Origin of the sequence: Mesorhizobium sp. BH1-1-5 (assembly GCF_020165615.1) — a bacterium.
GTDB lineage: Bacteria > Pseudomonadota > Alphaproteobacteria > Rhizobiales > Rhizobiaceae > Mesorhizobium.
This window is the reverse complement of the sequence record NZ_JAIUIM010000007.1, coordinates 269,176-283,949: the sequence shown is the minus strand read 5'-3', so window position 1 is coordinate 283,949 and position 14,774 is coordinate 269,176. Positions and strand designations below refer to the sequence as shown.

Below are 14,774 nucleotides of genomic sequence, written 5' to 3'. Positions count from 1 at the left end.
ATCCCCGTGCTATTCACCCTTGGCCAGGTATTTTTCCAGCCAGTGGATGTCGTAGTCGCCATTGGCGATGTCGGGATTGCCGACAAGATCACGGAACAGCGGCAGTGTCGTCTTGATGCCGTCGACGACGAATTCGTCGAGTGCGCGGCGCAGCCGCATCATGCATTCGACGCGGTTGCGGCCATGCACGATCAGCTTGCCGATCAGGCTGTCGTAATAGGGCGGGATCTTGTAGCCGGAATAGACGCCGGAATCGACGCGGATGCCGAGGCCGCCGGGCGTGTGGAAATGCGTGATCGTGCCGGGCGAGGGCACGAAGGTGCGGGGATCCTCGGCGTTGATCCGGCACTCGATGGCATGGCCGTTGAACTTGATGTCTTCCTGCCTGACCGACAGCCCGCCGCCCGAGGCGACACGGATCTGCTCATGCACGAGGTCGATGCCGGTGATCGCTTCGGTCACCGGATGCTCGACCTGAAGACGCGTGTTCATCTCGATGAAATAGAACTCGCCATTCTCATAGAGGAATTCGATCGTGCCGGCGCCCGAATAGCCGAGATCGGCGATCGCGTTGGCGCAGATGTCACCGATGCGCGAACGTTCCTCGGCATTGAGCGCCGGCGAATTGGCTTCCTCCCAAACCTTCTGGTGGCGCCGTTGCAGCGAGCAGTCGCGTTCGCCAAAATGCACGCCGCGGCCGGCGCCGTCGCCGAACACCTGCACCTCGATATGGCGCGGCTTCTCCAGATATTTCTCGATATAGACAGCGTCGTCGCCGAAGGCCGCGCCCGCTTCCGACTTGGCGGTCTGCAGCGCGACCTCGAGATCCGCTTCGGTATGCGCCACCTTCATGCCGCGGCCGCCGCCGCCGGCCGAGGCCTTGATGATCACCGGATAGCCGATCTCGGCGGCGACGCGCTTGGCTTCCTTTTCATCGTTGATCGCGCCGTCGGATCCGGGCACGACCGGAATGCCGAGACGCTTTGCCGTGCGCTTGGCCTCGATCTTGTCGCCCATGATGCGGATATGGTCGCCCGACGGGCCGATGAAGGTGATGTTGTGGGCGGCGAGGATGTCGGCAAACTTGGCATTCTCCGACAGGAAGCCGTAGCCCGGATGCACTGCATCGGCGCCCGTGATCTCGCAGGCGGCGACGATTTGGTGGATGTTGAGGTAGCTCTCGCGCGACGGCGGCGGGCCGATGCAGACGCTCTCGTCGGCAAGCCGCACATGCATGGCGTCGGAATCCGCGGTCGAGTGGACCACCACGGTCTGGATGCCGAGCTCCTTGCAGGCGCGCAGCACCCTCAGAGCGATTTCGCCGCGATTGGCGATGAGGATTTTCTGGAACATCTCTTGGCTGTCCCGGCTCTACTCGAGGACCACCAGCGGCATGCCGTATTCGACCGGCTGGGCGTCCTCGATGAGGATCGCCGTCACAGTGCCGGCGCGCGGCGAGGGGATCTGGTTCATCGTCTTCATTGCTTCGATGATGAGCAGCGTCTGGCCTTCCTTCACCTTCTGACCGACTTCGATGAACGCCTTGGCATCGGGCGAGGGCGCCAGATAAGCGGTGCCGACCATCGGCGAGGGCACGGCATTCTTGGACAGGTCGGCGGCCGCTGCCGCAGGCGCCACGGCCTGAGACGCAGTGGCCGCTACCGGGGCCGCAACCGTAAGCGGTGCGGCCACTGCATGCACAGCCTGTGCCTGGCGCGACACGCGCACCTTGAGGTCGCCGAGCTCTACCTCGATCTCGGTCAGATTGGTGTCGTTCAGGATGCCCGCCAGGTCGCGGATCAGCTGCTGGTCAACACCGGTCTTTTTTATCGACATTTTCGAGCCTTCTGTTTGGGGGCCGGTCACAGGCGTGCCGCCAGTGCCTGCAGCGCGAGCTTGTAGCCGAGCGGCCCGAACCCGCAGATCATGCCGACAGCGACCGGCGCGACCATGGAGACGTGGCGGAAGGGCTCCCGCGCGTGGATGTTGGAAAGATGGACTTCCGCGACGGGCAGCGGCGCAATTGAGCGGATGGCGTCGTGGATGGCGATCGAGGTGTGGCTGTAGGCCCCCGGGTTGATGACGATGCCTGCCGCCTTCTCACCGCCTTCCTGGATCCAGTCGACCAGATCGCCCTCGTGGTTGGACTGGCGAAAGTCGATCTCGAGTCCGAGCGCGGCGCCGGCCGCCTTGCAGTCCTCGGCGATGGCGGCAAGCGTCTTGCCGCCATAAATCCCCGGCTCGCGCTTGCCGAGCGCATTGAGATTGGGACCGTTGAGGACGAAAATCGTTTTCAATATGCCGACCTTGTTCTACGCCGACCCCAAGCCGGCGCACTGGGCCTCTATAATGGGCATAGCCGCCCGCGAAAAGAGCGCAAGTGCGTTCTTGCGATGTCCACAGCGGTCGGCTTTTGCATCCGCAAGCGCTTACAGCGCGCTCTTGGCCTCTTCGATCTTTTCCGCCAGAACCTGCTGGCCGAGCGCTCCGAAGATCACCTCGTTGCCGACCACATAGGACGGCGTGCCGGTGATCGACAGTTTCGTTGCAAGGTCATAGGTGCGCGAAAGCGTTTCGGCGATGCGAGGGTCCTTCATCTTCTCGCGCAGCGCCGCCTCGTCGGCGCCGAGCGAAAGCGCCACCTTGATGGCGGTCGCTTCGGTGGCGCGGCCCTGGCCGCCAAGCAGCGCGGTGTGGAATTCGCCGTATTTCTCCGGATGCATCAGGTGGAACGCCATGGAGACGACGCTGGCCTTCTGCGAATCCGGGCTGAGGATCGGGAATTCCTTGAGCACGAAGCGCAGGTCCGAGTCGGACTTGGTCAGCGCCTGCATGTCCTCGATGGCGCGTTTGCAGAAGCCGCAATTGTAATCGTAGAACTCGACGATCGTGATCTTGCCCTTCGGGTTGCCGACGACGCCGTCGAAGGTAGAGTTGAAGATCTCATCCTTGGAGTCCTTGATCACGCCGAGCGCCGCGAGCCGCTGCTCTTCCTTCTGCTTGGCCTCGAGCGCATCCTGCACCTCGAGCAGAACCTCAGGGTTCTTCAGGAGATAGTCGCGGATGATGCCCTCGACCTCCTTGCGGTCGATCTTGGTGTCGGCAGGCGCCTTGGTCTCGGTGGAGGACGTCACCTGCGCTACTTGCACGGTATCGGCCTTCGCGGCCTGGGGGTTCCCGGCCACGAAACCGAAGGCCAGCATGCCGAGCGCCACCGCCAGACCGCCAGCACTGCCAAGCAGGATTGCCTTGTTCATGATTATCGATCCTTTTGCCTGTCCCGGTGAGCCTTGGTCGCGGCCAACGCCCGGGAGGTTCATTTGAGTTTGTTCGATGGCGTGTAGTTTATAATATCCTGAGCGCGGACCCAGTGGGGTTCGCCACGCTTCAATTTCTGTTGAGCGCGCATGGCGAAAATCTTCGCGTTCTTGTAGTCGCCCGAATAGTAATGGCCCTCGGCGGTGGCGAGATCTGCGGCCGGAACATCGCCGAGTTCGCCATAGACCTGCGCCAGAAAGCGATAAGCATCGGAATTCTCTTTGTCCCGCCCGACGCCATTATTGAGCTGGGTGACCGCCTTCTTGAGCGAATCGGGCGTGCCCACAGCCATCAGCGCCTGGCCGAGGGAGACCAACAGCAGGCCGGAGCGTGCCGGATCGAGGCTGACCGCCTTGGCATAGGCGTCCGCCGCATCCTTCGGCTTGTTGATCTTCATCAGGATATCGCCGCGCAATTCCTGGAAATACGGGTTCTTCGGCTGTTCCTTGATCAGCGCCGCCGTCTTGGTCAGCGCCGCGCCCGGATTGCCATAGAGATAGGTCTGCTGCGCATCGCCGTAGCGCGAGGCGAGGCTGGTCGGGTTCTTGCGCATCAGTCGCGCGACGGCCGCCTGTCCCTGCATATAGGCGGCGATCTTGATGCGCATCATGTCGTGCCGCTGCTGCAGCGCCGCCGGGTCGATGGTGTTGACGAACGGGCTTTGCTTGACGAGCGCTTCAAGGTTGGCGATGCGCTCCTGCGGCATCGGGTGGCTGATCCGGTAGGGGTCGACCTGGGTGCCGGCGAGCGACAGCGCGCTCTGGAAGCGGCCGAAGGTTTTCAGCATGCCCATGCCGGACTGGCCGATGGCGTTGAGGTAGGTGATCGCCGAACGGTCGGCGGTGATCTCTTCGGTGCGCTGGTAGGCAAGGATCGAGCGCTGCGCCATCTCCCCGCCGCCGGCGGCGACGCCCATGCCGGCGCCGGCAAGGCCGCGGCTGTTGGTGGTGGCGCCGGCAACCATGGCGCCGGCGCCGAGCAGTGTGGCGATGATGGCCATGGTCTTGGCGCGGTCGAGCTGGTCGCGCAATTTCTGCTGGTGGCCGCCGGCGATATGGCCGGCCTCGTGCGCGATGACGCCGATGATCTCGTTCGGCGTTTCGGCCGTCACCAGCGCGCCGGTGTTGATGAACAGGCGCCGTCCAGTGACGAAGGCGTTGAAGCTCTGGTCGTTGACTAGGACGATGTCGATGCCGTCATTGGCAAGTCCCGCCGCCTTGAAGATCGGCCGGGCATAATCGCGCACCAGCGCCTCGATCTCGGCGTCGCGCACCACCGGCACGCCTTGCGCGAAGACGCTGACCGAGCTCGAAGCGGCAACGGCGGCGGCAAGCATAAGCGTCGCGAAACCGCGCGCGGTTCGGCCGAGGGAAATGGATTTGCCAATCGATGGTCGGGGTCGGCTCAACATAGGTCCACTGGTAGACGAGCGGGCGAAAGATGAAAAGTCGGCGCCGGTAACTTCCTGCGCGCTTGTGATCCCCACATCAATCGGGCATTTGTGCGGCGCTGTCCTTTAACTAGGGTAGTTCAAGGCAAGTCTGCGCTGGCTTGCGTCCGGAATTTCACCGAACAAGGGCAGTTGGAAGAGGTCAAATGGTCGTTTCGCTTTCGCGCCGAGGGGAAGTCGAGCCGTTCCACGCCATGGACATTCTGGCCGAGGCCAACCGGTTGAAGGCAACCGGCGTGCCGGTGGTGTCGATGGCCGTCGGACAGCCGTCTGATCCCGCGCCGGTCGGCGTCCGCGAGGCGGCGGGCGCGGCTCTGCGGCATGGCCGCATCGGTTACACCGACGCCTTGGGCCTTGCCGATCTGCGCAAGGCGATCGCGGCGCATTATGGCGAGCATTACGGGATCGACGTCACGCCGGCGCGCGTTGCCGTCACGACCGGTTCGTCAGCCGCCTTCAACCTCGCTTTCCTGGCCATGTTCGATCCGGGCGACCGCGTCGCCATCGCCGCGCCCGGCTATCCGGCCTACCGCAACATCATGGCCGCGCTCGGCATCGAGATCGTCGAGATCGAGCTCGGCGCGGATGCCTATCTGCACGCCGAGCATCTGAAGGCCGCGCATCGCGAGAAGCCGCTGAAGGGCGTGCTGTTCGCCAGCCCCGCCAATCCGACCGGCGCGGTCATTCCGGCGGACGAGCTCGCTGCGCTGGTCAAGACGGCCGAAGAGCTCGGCATCGCCGTCATCTCGGACGAGATCTATCACCGGCTGGCCTATGCGGCGCCCGACGTCACTGCGCTGGCGCATGGCGCCAGCGTGACCGTGATCAACTCCTTCTCGAAATATTATTGCATGACCGGCTGGCGCATCGGCTGGATGGTGTTGCCGGAAGAACTGGTGCGGCCGGTCGAGCGTGTCGCTCAAAGCCTCTATATCTCGCCGCCGGAACTGTCGCAGGTCGCCGCGATCGAGGCCTTCAAGGCGACGGAGGAGTTGGAAAAGGTGAAGGCGCGCTATGCCTGGAACCGCGACCTCCTGATGAAGCGTCTGCCGGAACTCGGCTTTGCGCTCGCAGCCCCGATGGACGGCGCCTTCTATGCTTTCTGCGATGTCACCCGCCACACCAATGACAGCATGGCCTTTGCCCGCAAGATGCTGGCCGAGGCGCATGTCGCGGCCACGCCTGGTCGCGATTTCGACCCGCTGCAGGGCCACCGCACCATGCGCTTTTCCTACGCCGGCAGCCATGACGACATGGTCGAGGCGCTGGCGCGCATCGAACGCTGGCTGAAATAGAAGCCATGCCGGAACTTGGCCAAGCATTGGCGGAAGTGGCCGCCGAAATGGCGGAACGCACCGATCGCGGCGACGTGGCGACCTACATCCCGCAACTCGGCAAGGTCGATCCGAAGAAATTCGGCATCGCCGCCGTGACCAATGATGGCCGCGTCATCCTTGCCGGCGACGCCGACCAGCCCTTTTCGATCCAGAGCGTCTCGAAAGTCTTCACGCTCACGCTGGCGCTGGGCAAGGTCGGCGATGCGCTCTGGCAACGCGTCGGCCGCGAGCCCTCCGGCAATCCGTTCAACTCGATCGTCCAGCTCGAGCATGAGAACGGCATTCCCCGCAATCCGTTCATCAATGCCGGCGCCATCGTCGTCTCCGACGTCCTGCTCGCCGGCCATCAGCCGCGCGAGGCGATCGGCGAAATCCTGCGCTTCATCCAGTTCCTCGCCGACGATGAGACGATCATCATCGACCGCGACGTGGCGGCATCCGAGCGGGCCACCGGGTATCGCAATTTCGCCCTGGCCAACTACATGAAATCCTTCGGCAATCTCCATCATGCCCCGGAACTGGCGCTGGGTGTCTACTTCCACCACTGCGCAATCGCCATGAGCTGCCGCCAGTTGGCCATGGCTGGCCGGTTCCTGGCCAATGGCGGCAGGAATCCGGCGACCGGGCATTCGGTCGTGTCGGCCGAGCGGGCGCGCCGCATCGGCGCGCTGATGCTGACCTGCGGCCACTATGACGGCTCCGGCGATTTCGCCTTCCGCGTCGGCATCCCCGGCAAAAGCGGTGTCGGCGGCGGCATTTTAGGCATCGTGCCCGGAGTGGCGTCGCTGGCCGTCTGGTCGCCCGGCCTCAACGAAAACGGCAACTCCAAGCTCGGCTCCATCGCGCTGGAGAAGCTCGCCCGGATGATGAACTGGTCGATCTTCGCGCCTTGAAGCAAGGCGTCCTGCGCGAAAACGAAAATCCCGCGCCGAACGCGGCGCGGGATTTCTCAGGAGATCAATCTAACGATCTGAAAGGTTTAGAAAAAACCCTTGCGCTGCCACCAGCCGGCGCGCTTCGGCTTCTCCTCGGTCTTGGCCTCGTCGGACACTTTCGAGGATACGACGGGAACAACCGGCGCGTCGACCGACTGCGGCTTGCGCCGCGTCGGATGCGCGCTGGCGGCAGGCTCCGCCTCGGCCGCAGCGGCGGCCTCCGGCTCGGGCTCGACTGCCACGCGCGCGACCTGGGCTTCCGCCACGGGTTCGGACACCGTCTCGGCCACCGCTTCCTCGGCCACCTTTTTTGCTCTGGAGCGGCGGGGCTTCTTCGGCTTCTCGACCGCCTCGGCATCGTCATTGGCCGCCGCGGGAGCGGTAGGCTGCTCGGGCTCGGCTGCTACCACGGGCTCGCCAGCGGCGTCTTCACCTTCAGCGGCATCTTCCCCGACGCCGCCGGCAACTGCCTCTGAAGCCTCGTCGTCATGGCGATTGCGCTTGCCGCCGCGCTTGCCGCGCCGCCGCTTCTTGGCTGAACTGTCCTCGGCAGCCGCCACGGCTTCGCTGTCGGCGGTCACTTCCTGAGCGGCTTCTTCCGTTGCATCTGTTGCATCGGCGTCGGTTTCGCCAGCCTCGGTCGGTGCTGCCGCGGCATCGTCACTGTGCTCGCGGTCGCGATCCCTGCCGCCGCGCCGCCGCCGGCGCTTGCGACGCTTGCGATCACGGCCTTCGCCGTCCTCGGGCCGCTGCTGGTGCTGACCCTGCTGCTGCGGGTGGCGCGGCTGCTCGGCCCGCGTCGAAACCTCATCTTCCTCTTCCTCGACGACGATCTCGTCCTCGGGCTCCTCCGGCTCGACATAGGCCGGCAGGCTGCGCACCTCGACAAAGCCTTCCGGCTTTTCGGCAACGGCGCCACGGAAGATCGCATAGTGCTGGGTGCCGAGCGTCTCGTCGGCCTCGATCGTGATGGTCAGGCCGAATCGGGCTTCGAGTTCCACTAGGTTGGCGCGCTTGTGGTTGAGCACGTAGAGCGCGGTCACGGCCGGCGTGCGCACGATGATGTGGCTGCGCGAATCCTTGAGCAGGAATTCCTCGATCGCCCGCACCACCATCAGCGCCACGGAGGAATCGGAGCGCACATGGCCGGTGCCGCCGCAATGCGGGCAGGGCTTCATGGTCGATTCCAGCACGCTGGCGCGGATGCGCTGGCGCGACATTTCCATCAGGCCGAAATGCGAGATGCGGCCGACCTGGATACGCGCGCGGTCGTTCTTGAGGTGATCCTTCAGCCGCTTCTCGACGGAGCGGTTGTTGCGGTTCTCCTCCATATCGATGAAGTCGATGACGATGAGGCCGGCAAGGTCGCGCAGCCTCAACTGGCGCGCGACTTCCTCGGCCGCTTCCAGATTGGTGTGGAGCGCCGTTTCCTCGATCGAATGCTCCTTGGTGGAGCGGCCGGAGTTGACGTCGATCGAAACCAGCGCCTCGGTCTGGTTGATGATGATATAGCCGCCGCTCTTCAGCGTCACCTGCGGCTGCAGCATGCGGTCGAGCTGCGCCTCGATGCCGTTGCGCACGAAGATCGGCGTGGTATCGCGGAACGGCTGAACCACCTTGGCGTGGCTCGGCATCAGCATGCGCATGAAGTCCTTGGCCTCGCGGTAGCCGTCCTCGCCGGAGACCAGGATTTCGTCGATATCCTTGTTGTAGAGGTCGCGCACCGAACGCTTGATAAGGCTGCCTTCCTCATAGACCAGGGCAGGGGCCGACGATTGCAGCGTCAGGTTGCGGACGTTTTCCCAAAGCCGCATCAGGTATTCGTAGTCGCGCTTGATCTCGGCCTTGGTGCGGCTTTCGCCGGCGGTGCGCAGGATGACGCCCATGCCTTGCGGCACTTCGAGGTCGGCCACGACCTCCTTCAGGCGCTTGCGGTCCTGCGCGTTGGTGATCTTGCGCGAGATGCCGCCGCCGCGCGCCGTGTTCGGCATCAGCACCGAATAGCGGCCGGCAAGCGAGAGGTACGTGGTGAGCGCAGCGCCCTTGTTGCCGCGCTCTTCCTTGACCACCTGCACCAGGAGGATCTGGCGACGCTTGATGACTTCCTGGATTTTGTACTGGCGGCGCACCGGCTTGCGGCGGCTGCGGATCTCCTCGAGCGCATCTTCGGCGCCGACCGATTCGACCTCGTGCTCGTCCGAATGCGAGGACGAGACATCCTCCAGCATGCCGCGATCGTTGTCGCTGGCGGTGGCTTCGCCAACCTGCTCGGGGCCAGTCTGCTCGGGCTGATCCGTTTGCGGAACCGACTCGGAAATCACGTCGGCTTCGACGCTTGCGGCGATCGAGGTGGGCCCGCCTTCGGACAGCTTGCCATCCTCGTCGTCGGCAGCTGCGGCGTCGCCGCCAGTCTCTTCAGACGTTTCCGACGCGACCTCGACGGCCTCGGAGATCGTTTCGGCATTTTCCGCTTGGGCATCGGCGGGCTCGCCGGCGGTATCCTCGCCCTCCGCTGCCTCGGCAGCGGTTTCGTTGGTCGCTATGGCCTCAGCCAGGCTTTCCCCGCTTTCCGGGAAAGCAGCGTCGTGCTTGTGCTCGCCGCGGTCACGGCTCTTGCCGCCACGACGCCGGTTGCGTCGGCCGCCGCGATCGCGCGCCTGCTGCTCTTCGCCGTTCTCGGCCTCCTCGTCGTCTTCGTCCTCGGCCTCCTGCGCCTCGGCGCGCAGCAGGGCCTGACGGTCGGCGACCGGGATCTGGTAATAATCGGGATGAATTTCGCTGAAGGCGAGAAAACCGTGACGGTTGCCGCCATACTCGACAAAGGCTGCCTGGAGGGAAGGTTCGACGCGAGTTACGCGGGCGAGATAAATGTTTCCTTTGAGCTGCTTCTTGTCCTGGGATTCAAAGTCGAATTCTTCGATGCGGTTACCGCGAACGACGACAACGCGTGTTTCCTCCGGGTGGGAGGCGTCTATTAGCATTTTGTTGGGCATTATTTTGTTTCCTGCCGGCAGCCGACGGCCGCAGCTGGCGTGGCAGTGCCCGCCGCTGTGCGCCTGTATCTGTGTGCATGCCGGATAATTGAATGTCCGCCGGCCGCCGCTTGAGCGCAATGGCGGTGCCGCCCGCAGCCAATATGGCGCGGTTTGATGCGGACCTTTCCATGATTGCGCTTGAAGCCATCGGCACCCAGCAGAACCTTTTGAACCAAAGCCCGGCTGAGCCGGACCAGCTTGTTTGCTCACGAAGAGCCGGCGCGGGGCAAACCCGGCCGTTTTCCTCACGCAAGCGATTCCCCCGCCACGGGAGCACGCCTGCGAAAATCGTCGCGACCACCTGAGCCCGGAAGGATAACGGAGCCGCCTTTGCATCCGACCTTTGGCAGGAAACTGCTGAGGCGAGCGGTTCCAGGATTGCAGTGATCCAACGTCGCTTTTATGATTTGGCGGGATGGAAGGCAACCCCGATTTCGGATGCCGGCAAAAAGCGCTTCCGCAGGGGAAGGTGCCTTTCGTCGCGCCCATGAAAGGCTTGGTTAACCTTCTCTGAATACCAATCGTTAATCGAGTTGGTGGCCTGACAGGCATTCGGCGAGCAGGCCGGGCGCAAATGCGTCAAACCGGGAGCGGCAAGTAAGAGATGGGACCGGCGGGCGCCGCAGACAAGAGGGGTAGGGCCGCTGCGCTTTTCCTGCGCCTGGCCTGCGCCGCCTTGCTGCTGACCGTCCTGTTGTCCTGCTTTGCCGCCGCGCACGCCGACACCCTGCTTGGCGCGACCGGCTACAAGATGGCTGGCGACGCCACCAAGATGCGCATCGTCGTGAACTTCGACCGCGAGCCGGACGTCAAATGGTTCCTGCTGCGCGGCCCCGATCGCCTGGTCGTCGATCTGCCGCGCACGCGATTCGCTCTCGGCGCCAAGGATGTGAAGCCGCGCGGTCTGGTCCGGGCCGTTCGCTACGGCGATCAGGGACATGGTTCGCGCCTGATCCTCACCGGCAAGGGGCCTTTCGCCGTCGACAAGCTCGACGTGCTCAAGAACGACGATGGCAGCGGCTACCGCATCGCCATCGATATGTCGGCCGCTTCCGAGCGGGAGTTCGACGAAGCCCTCGCCAACCAGTCGCTGACGACCGGTTCGACGGTTTCCACCGAAAAGGGCGAGCGGGTCGGCACCGGACCGATCTCGGCGCCCGGCCATCGCTTCACGGTGGTTATCGACCCGGGTCATGGCGGCGTCGATGGCGGCGCCGAAAGCTCCGCCGGCACGGTCGAGAAGGACGTCACGCTCGCCTTTGCCAAGGAACTGCGCGACAAGCTGGCCGCTGTCGGCAAATACGATATCTACATGACGCGCGACAACGACGTGTACCTGGCGCTGGACGAACGCGTGCGCATCGCGCGCCAGCACGAGGCCGATCTCTTGATCTCCATTCATGCGGATACGATCGCCGTCAAAGGTCTTCGCGGCGCCACGGTGTACACGCTCTCGGACAAGGCCTCCGATCCCGAAGCCCAGGCGCTTGCCGATCGCGAGAACCTCTCCGACCAGTTCGCCGGAATGAAGATCGAGGACGACAACAAGGAAGTCACCGACATCCTGATCGACCTTATCCGCCGCGAAACCCATGGTTTCTCGATGAGCTTCGCCCATACGCTGGTCGGCCAGTTGTCGACCAGCGTCGGCTTGATCAACAATCCGCAGCGCTCGGCCGGCTTCAGGGTGCTCAAGGCCCCCGACGTGCCGTCCGTTCTGGTGGAGCTCGGTTATCTTTCCAACATCAAGGACGAGGCGCAGCTGCTCAATGCCGATTGGCGCGGCAAGGCTGCGCAAAGCATAGCCAACGCGGTTGCCCTGTTTGCCGCCGCCAAGGCCGGAACCGCGACGGGCGGCTGACCCGCCGCGCCCGACCACAACCGCCGGACGTCTACAACCACAAGCAGCGTTGCATGACGACAACACCCGGCGTTATTATCCGGCAACCGAGTCCTCAAATTTCGCGCTGCCGTATTTTGTCCACATGGTCGCGACATGGGTTTTTTGATTGCGGATTGGGACCGCCTCGGGAAGCTTGCGCGACTGTCGGCTTCGTTTAGGAAATTCCCGAACCTCGGACTGGAGCGGGCATGATTCGTCTCATCGGCTATTTCTTTGGCATCGGCACGACGCTGGCGCTGCTGGTGGCGGCCGGCCTTGCCATCTATATCAGCCATCTGACGAAGGACCTGCCCGACTACGAGGTGCTGGCCAAGTACGAGCCGCCGGTGACGACGCGCATTCACGCCTCGGACGGCTCGCTGATGGCCGAATATGCGCGCGAGCGGCGCCTCTATCTGCCGATTCAGGCGATCCCGGACCGCGTCAAGGCCGCTTTCCTCTCGGCCGAGGACAAGAATTTCTACAGCCACCCCGGCATCGACATCACCGGTCTCGGCCGCGCCGTCATCGTCAACTTGCAGAATTTCGGTTCCGGTCGGCGGCAGGTCGGCGCCTCGACGATCACGCAGCAGGTGGCGAAGAACTTCCTGCTCACCTCGGATCAGACCTATGAGCGCAAGATCAAGGAGATGATCCTGGCCTTCCGCATCGAGCAGGCCTATTCGAAGGACCGCATCCTCGAGCTCTATCTCAACGAGATATTCCTCGGCTTCGGTGCCTACGGCGTCGCGGGCGCGGCGCTCACCTATTTCGACAAGTCGGTGAACGAACTCACCGTCGCGGAAGCCGCCTATCTCGCCTCGTTGCCGAAAGGCCCTAACAACTATCATCCCTTCAAGCATGCCGACCGTGCGCTGGAGCGCCGCAACTGGGTCATCGATCAGATGGTCGAGAACGGCTACGTCACGCGCGAGGAAGGCGACAAGGCCAAGGCCGAGCCGCTCGGCGTGACGCCGCGCCGCAACGGCTCCTACCTGTTCGCCGGCGAGTACTTCACCGAGGAGGTCCGCCGCCAGATCATCTCGCGCTATGGCGAGAATGCCCTCTACGAGGGCGGCCTGTCGGTGCGCACCACGCTCGATCCGAAGATCCAGCTTATCGCGCGCAAGGCGATGCAGAACGGCCTGCTCAAATACGACATGCTGCGCGGCTATCGCGGTCCGGTCACCCATATTGACGTCTCTGGCGACTGGGGCGTGCCGCTCGGCAATGTGAAGGGCCTTGAAGACGTGCCGGAATGGACGCTGGCCGTCGTGCTGGACAGCTCTGCCTCCGGCCTGACCGTCGGTATCCAGCCAACGCGGCAGATCTCCGGCGATCTCGTCAAGGAACGCGTCGAGGGCACCGTCAGCAAGGACGACATGGGCTTCGCCATGCGCCACTTCGTCAACGGCAAGTCGGTGAGAGCGAAGTCTCCGGCTGAAGTGCTGGAGCCGGGCGACGTCGTCTTCGTGCAGAAGAACGACGGCTCCGACAACACCTACATGCTGCGCCAGGTGCCTGAGGTGGAGGGCGGCCTCGTCGCCATGGATCCGCACACCGGCCGCGTGCTCGCCATGGTCGGCGGCTTCTCCTACGCGCAGTCGGAGTTCAACCGCGCCACGCAGGCGATGCGTCAGCCCGGCTCCTCGTTCAAGCCGATCGTCTATTCGGCGGCGCTCGATAACGGCTACACGCCGGCGTCGGTGATCATGGACGGCCCGATCACCATCCAGAGCGGCAACACGACCTGGACACCGAAGAACTATGACGGCACGGTCGCGGGCCCGGCCACGCTGCGGTCCGGCATCGAGAAGTCGCGCAACCTGATGACGGTGCGGCTCGCCAACGACATGGGCATGAAGCTCGTCGTCGAATATGCCGAACGCTTCGGCGTCTACGATCACCTGGCGCCCTATCTGCCGATGGCGCTGGGCTCGGGCGAAACCACGGTCATGCGCATGGTCTCGGCCTATTCGATCATGGCCAATGGCGGCAAATCGATCAAACCTTCGCTGATCGACCGGATCCAGGACCGCTACGGCAAGACGGTGTTCAAGCAGGACGAGCGCGGCTGCGAAGGCTGCAACGCCACCGAATGGAAGAACCAGTCCGAGCCGGAACTGGTCGACAATTCCGAGCAGGTGCTCGACCCCATGACCGCCTACCAGATCACCTCGATGATGGAAGGCGTCGTGCAGCGCGGCACCGGTGCCACCATCGGCGAGCTCGGCCGCCACATCGCCGGCAAGACCGGCACGACCAATGACGAGAAGGACGCCTGGTTCATCGGCTTCACCCCGAACCTCGTCGTCGGCCTCTATATGGGCTACGACACGCCGCGCGGCCTTGGCCATGGCGCCACCGGCGGCGGCCTGGCGGCCCCGATCTTCAAGGATTTCATGCGTGTGGCGCTCGACGGCAAGCCGAACACCGACTTCCAGGTTCCGGAGGGGATGAAGCTGATCGCCATCAACCGCAAGACCGGCATGCGCGCCGCCGAAGGCGATCCGAACACCATCATCGAGGCGTTCAAGCCCGGGACCGGACCGGCCGACAGCTACTGGGTGATCGGCATGGGCGCGGATGGCTCGAACGGTTCCGGCGGAGCGCTGTCGCCGCAGGCCAACCAGGCCATCCAGGACGGCGGCGGCGGCCTCTATTGATCTCCTGAATTCTCGAAATCGGCCGGCGACTTGTTCCTGGACCGTGACCTTTTCCGAAAACAGGTTTCCACTTTTCGGGGGCACGGTTGAGCCGGCCCATTTCGCTTTACAGTCGGCGATGCCGTGCCTATGTATCGCGCCTATTCCGAAA

The 14,774-nt window shown here is 64.0% G+C and carries 11 protein-coding genes; 5 read left to right on the top strand and 6 right to left on the bottom strand.

The window, feature by feature from the left end:
- Positions 1-9: 9 nt before the first annotated feature.
- The 5 genes from accC to LB572_RS12440 form a co-directional block, all read right to left on the bottom strand.
- Positions 10-1,353, bottom strand: coding sequence for an acetyl-CoA carboxylase biotin carboxylase subunit (gene accC / locus LB572_RS12460; RefSeq protein ID WP_140808948.1), 1,344 nt, complete (start codon positions 1,351-1,353; stop codon positions 10-12).
- Positions 1,354-1,371: 18 nt separating this feature from the next.
- On the bottom strand, positions 1,372-1,836 hold the full coding sequence (gene accB / locus LB572_RS12455) for an acetyl-CoA carboxylase biotin carboxyl carrier protein (protein WP_224667894.1): 465 nt from the start codon (positions 1,834-1,836) through the stop codon (positions 1,372-1,374).
- Positions 1,837-1,862: 26 nt separating this feature from the next.
- On the bottom strand, positions 1,863-2,297 hold the full coding sequence (gene aroQ, locus LB572_RS12450) for a type II 3-dehydroquinate dehydratase (protein WP_224667893.1): 435 nt from the start codon (positions 2,295-2,297) through the stop codon (positions 1,863-1,865).
- 132 nt (positions 2,298-2,429) lie between these two features.
- Positions 2,430-3,257, bottom strand: coding sequence for a DsbA family protein (locus LB572_RS12445; protein WP_140808942.1), 828 nt, complete (start codon positions 3,255-3,257; stop codon positions 2,430-2,432).
- Positions 3,258-3,316: 59 nt separating this feature from the next.
- Positions 3,317-4,729, bottom strand: coding sequence for a M48 family metalloprotease (locus LB572_RS12440; protein ID WP_224667892.1), 1,413 nt, complete (start codon positions 4,727-4,729; stop codon positions 3,317-3,319).
- A 185-nt stretch (positions 4,730-4,914) separates the two neighbouring features.
- Here LB572_RS12440 and LB572_RS12435 point away from each other — a divergent pair, with 185 nt between their 5' ends.
- Together LB572_RS12435 and LB572_RS12430 are read left to right on the top strand one after the other, a co-directional pair.
- Positions 4,915-6,063, top strand: coding sequence for a pyridoxal phosphate-dependent aminotransferase (locus LB572_RS12435; RefSeq protein ID WP_224667891.1), 1,149 nt, complete (start codon positions 4,915-4,917; stop codon positions 6,061-6,063).
- A gap of 5 nt (positions 6,064-6,068) precedes the next feature.
- Positions 6,069-6,998 (top strand): glutaminase, encoded by a 930-nt coding sequence (locus LB572_RS12430; RefSeq protein ID WP_224667890.1) that lies wholly within the window; start codon positions 6,069-6,071, stop codon positions 6,996-6,998.
- 86 nt (positions 6,999-7,084) lie between these two features.
- Here LB572_RS12430 and LB572_RS12425 read toward each other — a convergent pair whose 3' ends face one another.
- Complete coding sequence (locus LB572_RS12425) at positions 7,085-10,033, bottom strand: ribonuclease E/G (protein ID WP_224667889.1); 2,949 nt, start codon at positions 10,031-10,033, stop codon at positions 7,085-7,087.
- Between the two features lie 92 nt (positions 10,034-10,125).
- Here LB572_RS12425 and LB572_RS12420 point away from each other — a divergent pair, with 92 nt between their 5' ends.
- The 3 genes from LB572_RS12420 (at position 10,126) to LB572_RS12410 (ending at position 14,623) form a co-directional block, all read left to right on the top strand.
- Positions 10,126-10,380, top strand: coding sequence for a hypothetical protein (locus tag LB572_RS12420; RefSeq protein ID WP_140808890.1), 255 nt, complete (start codon positions 10,126-10,128; stop codon positions 10,378-10,380).
- Between the two features lie 299 nt (positions 10,381-10,679).
- The gene (locus LB572_RS12415) at positions 10,680-11,936 is read left to right on the top strand and encodes an N-acetylmuramoyl-L-alanine amidase (RefSeq protein WP_224667888.1); all 1,257 of its coding nucleotides are present in this window, start codon (positions 10,680-10,682) and stop codon (positions 11,934-11,936) included.
- 230 nt (positions 11,937-12,166) lie between these two features.
- Positions 12,167-14,623 carry a penicillin-binding protein 1A gene (locus LB572_RS12410; protein WP_224667887.1) on the top strand — a complete coding sequence of 819 codons (2,457 nt, stop codon included), beginning with the start codon at positions 12,167-12,169 and terminating at the stop codon, positions 14,621-14,623.
- The last annotated feature ends 151 nt before the right edge of the window (positions 14,624-14,774 follow it).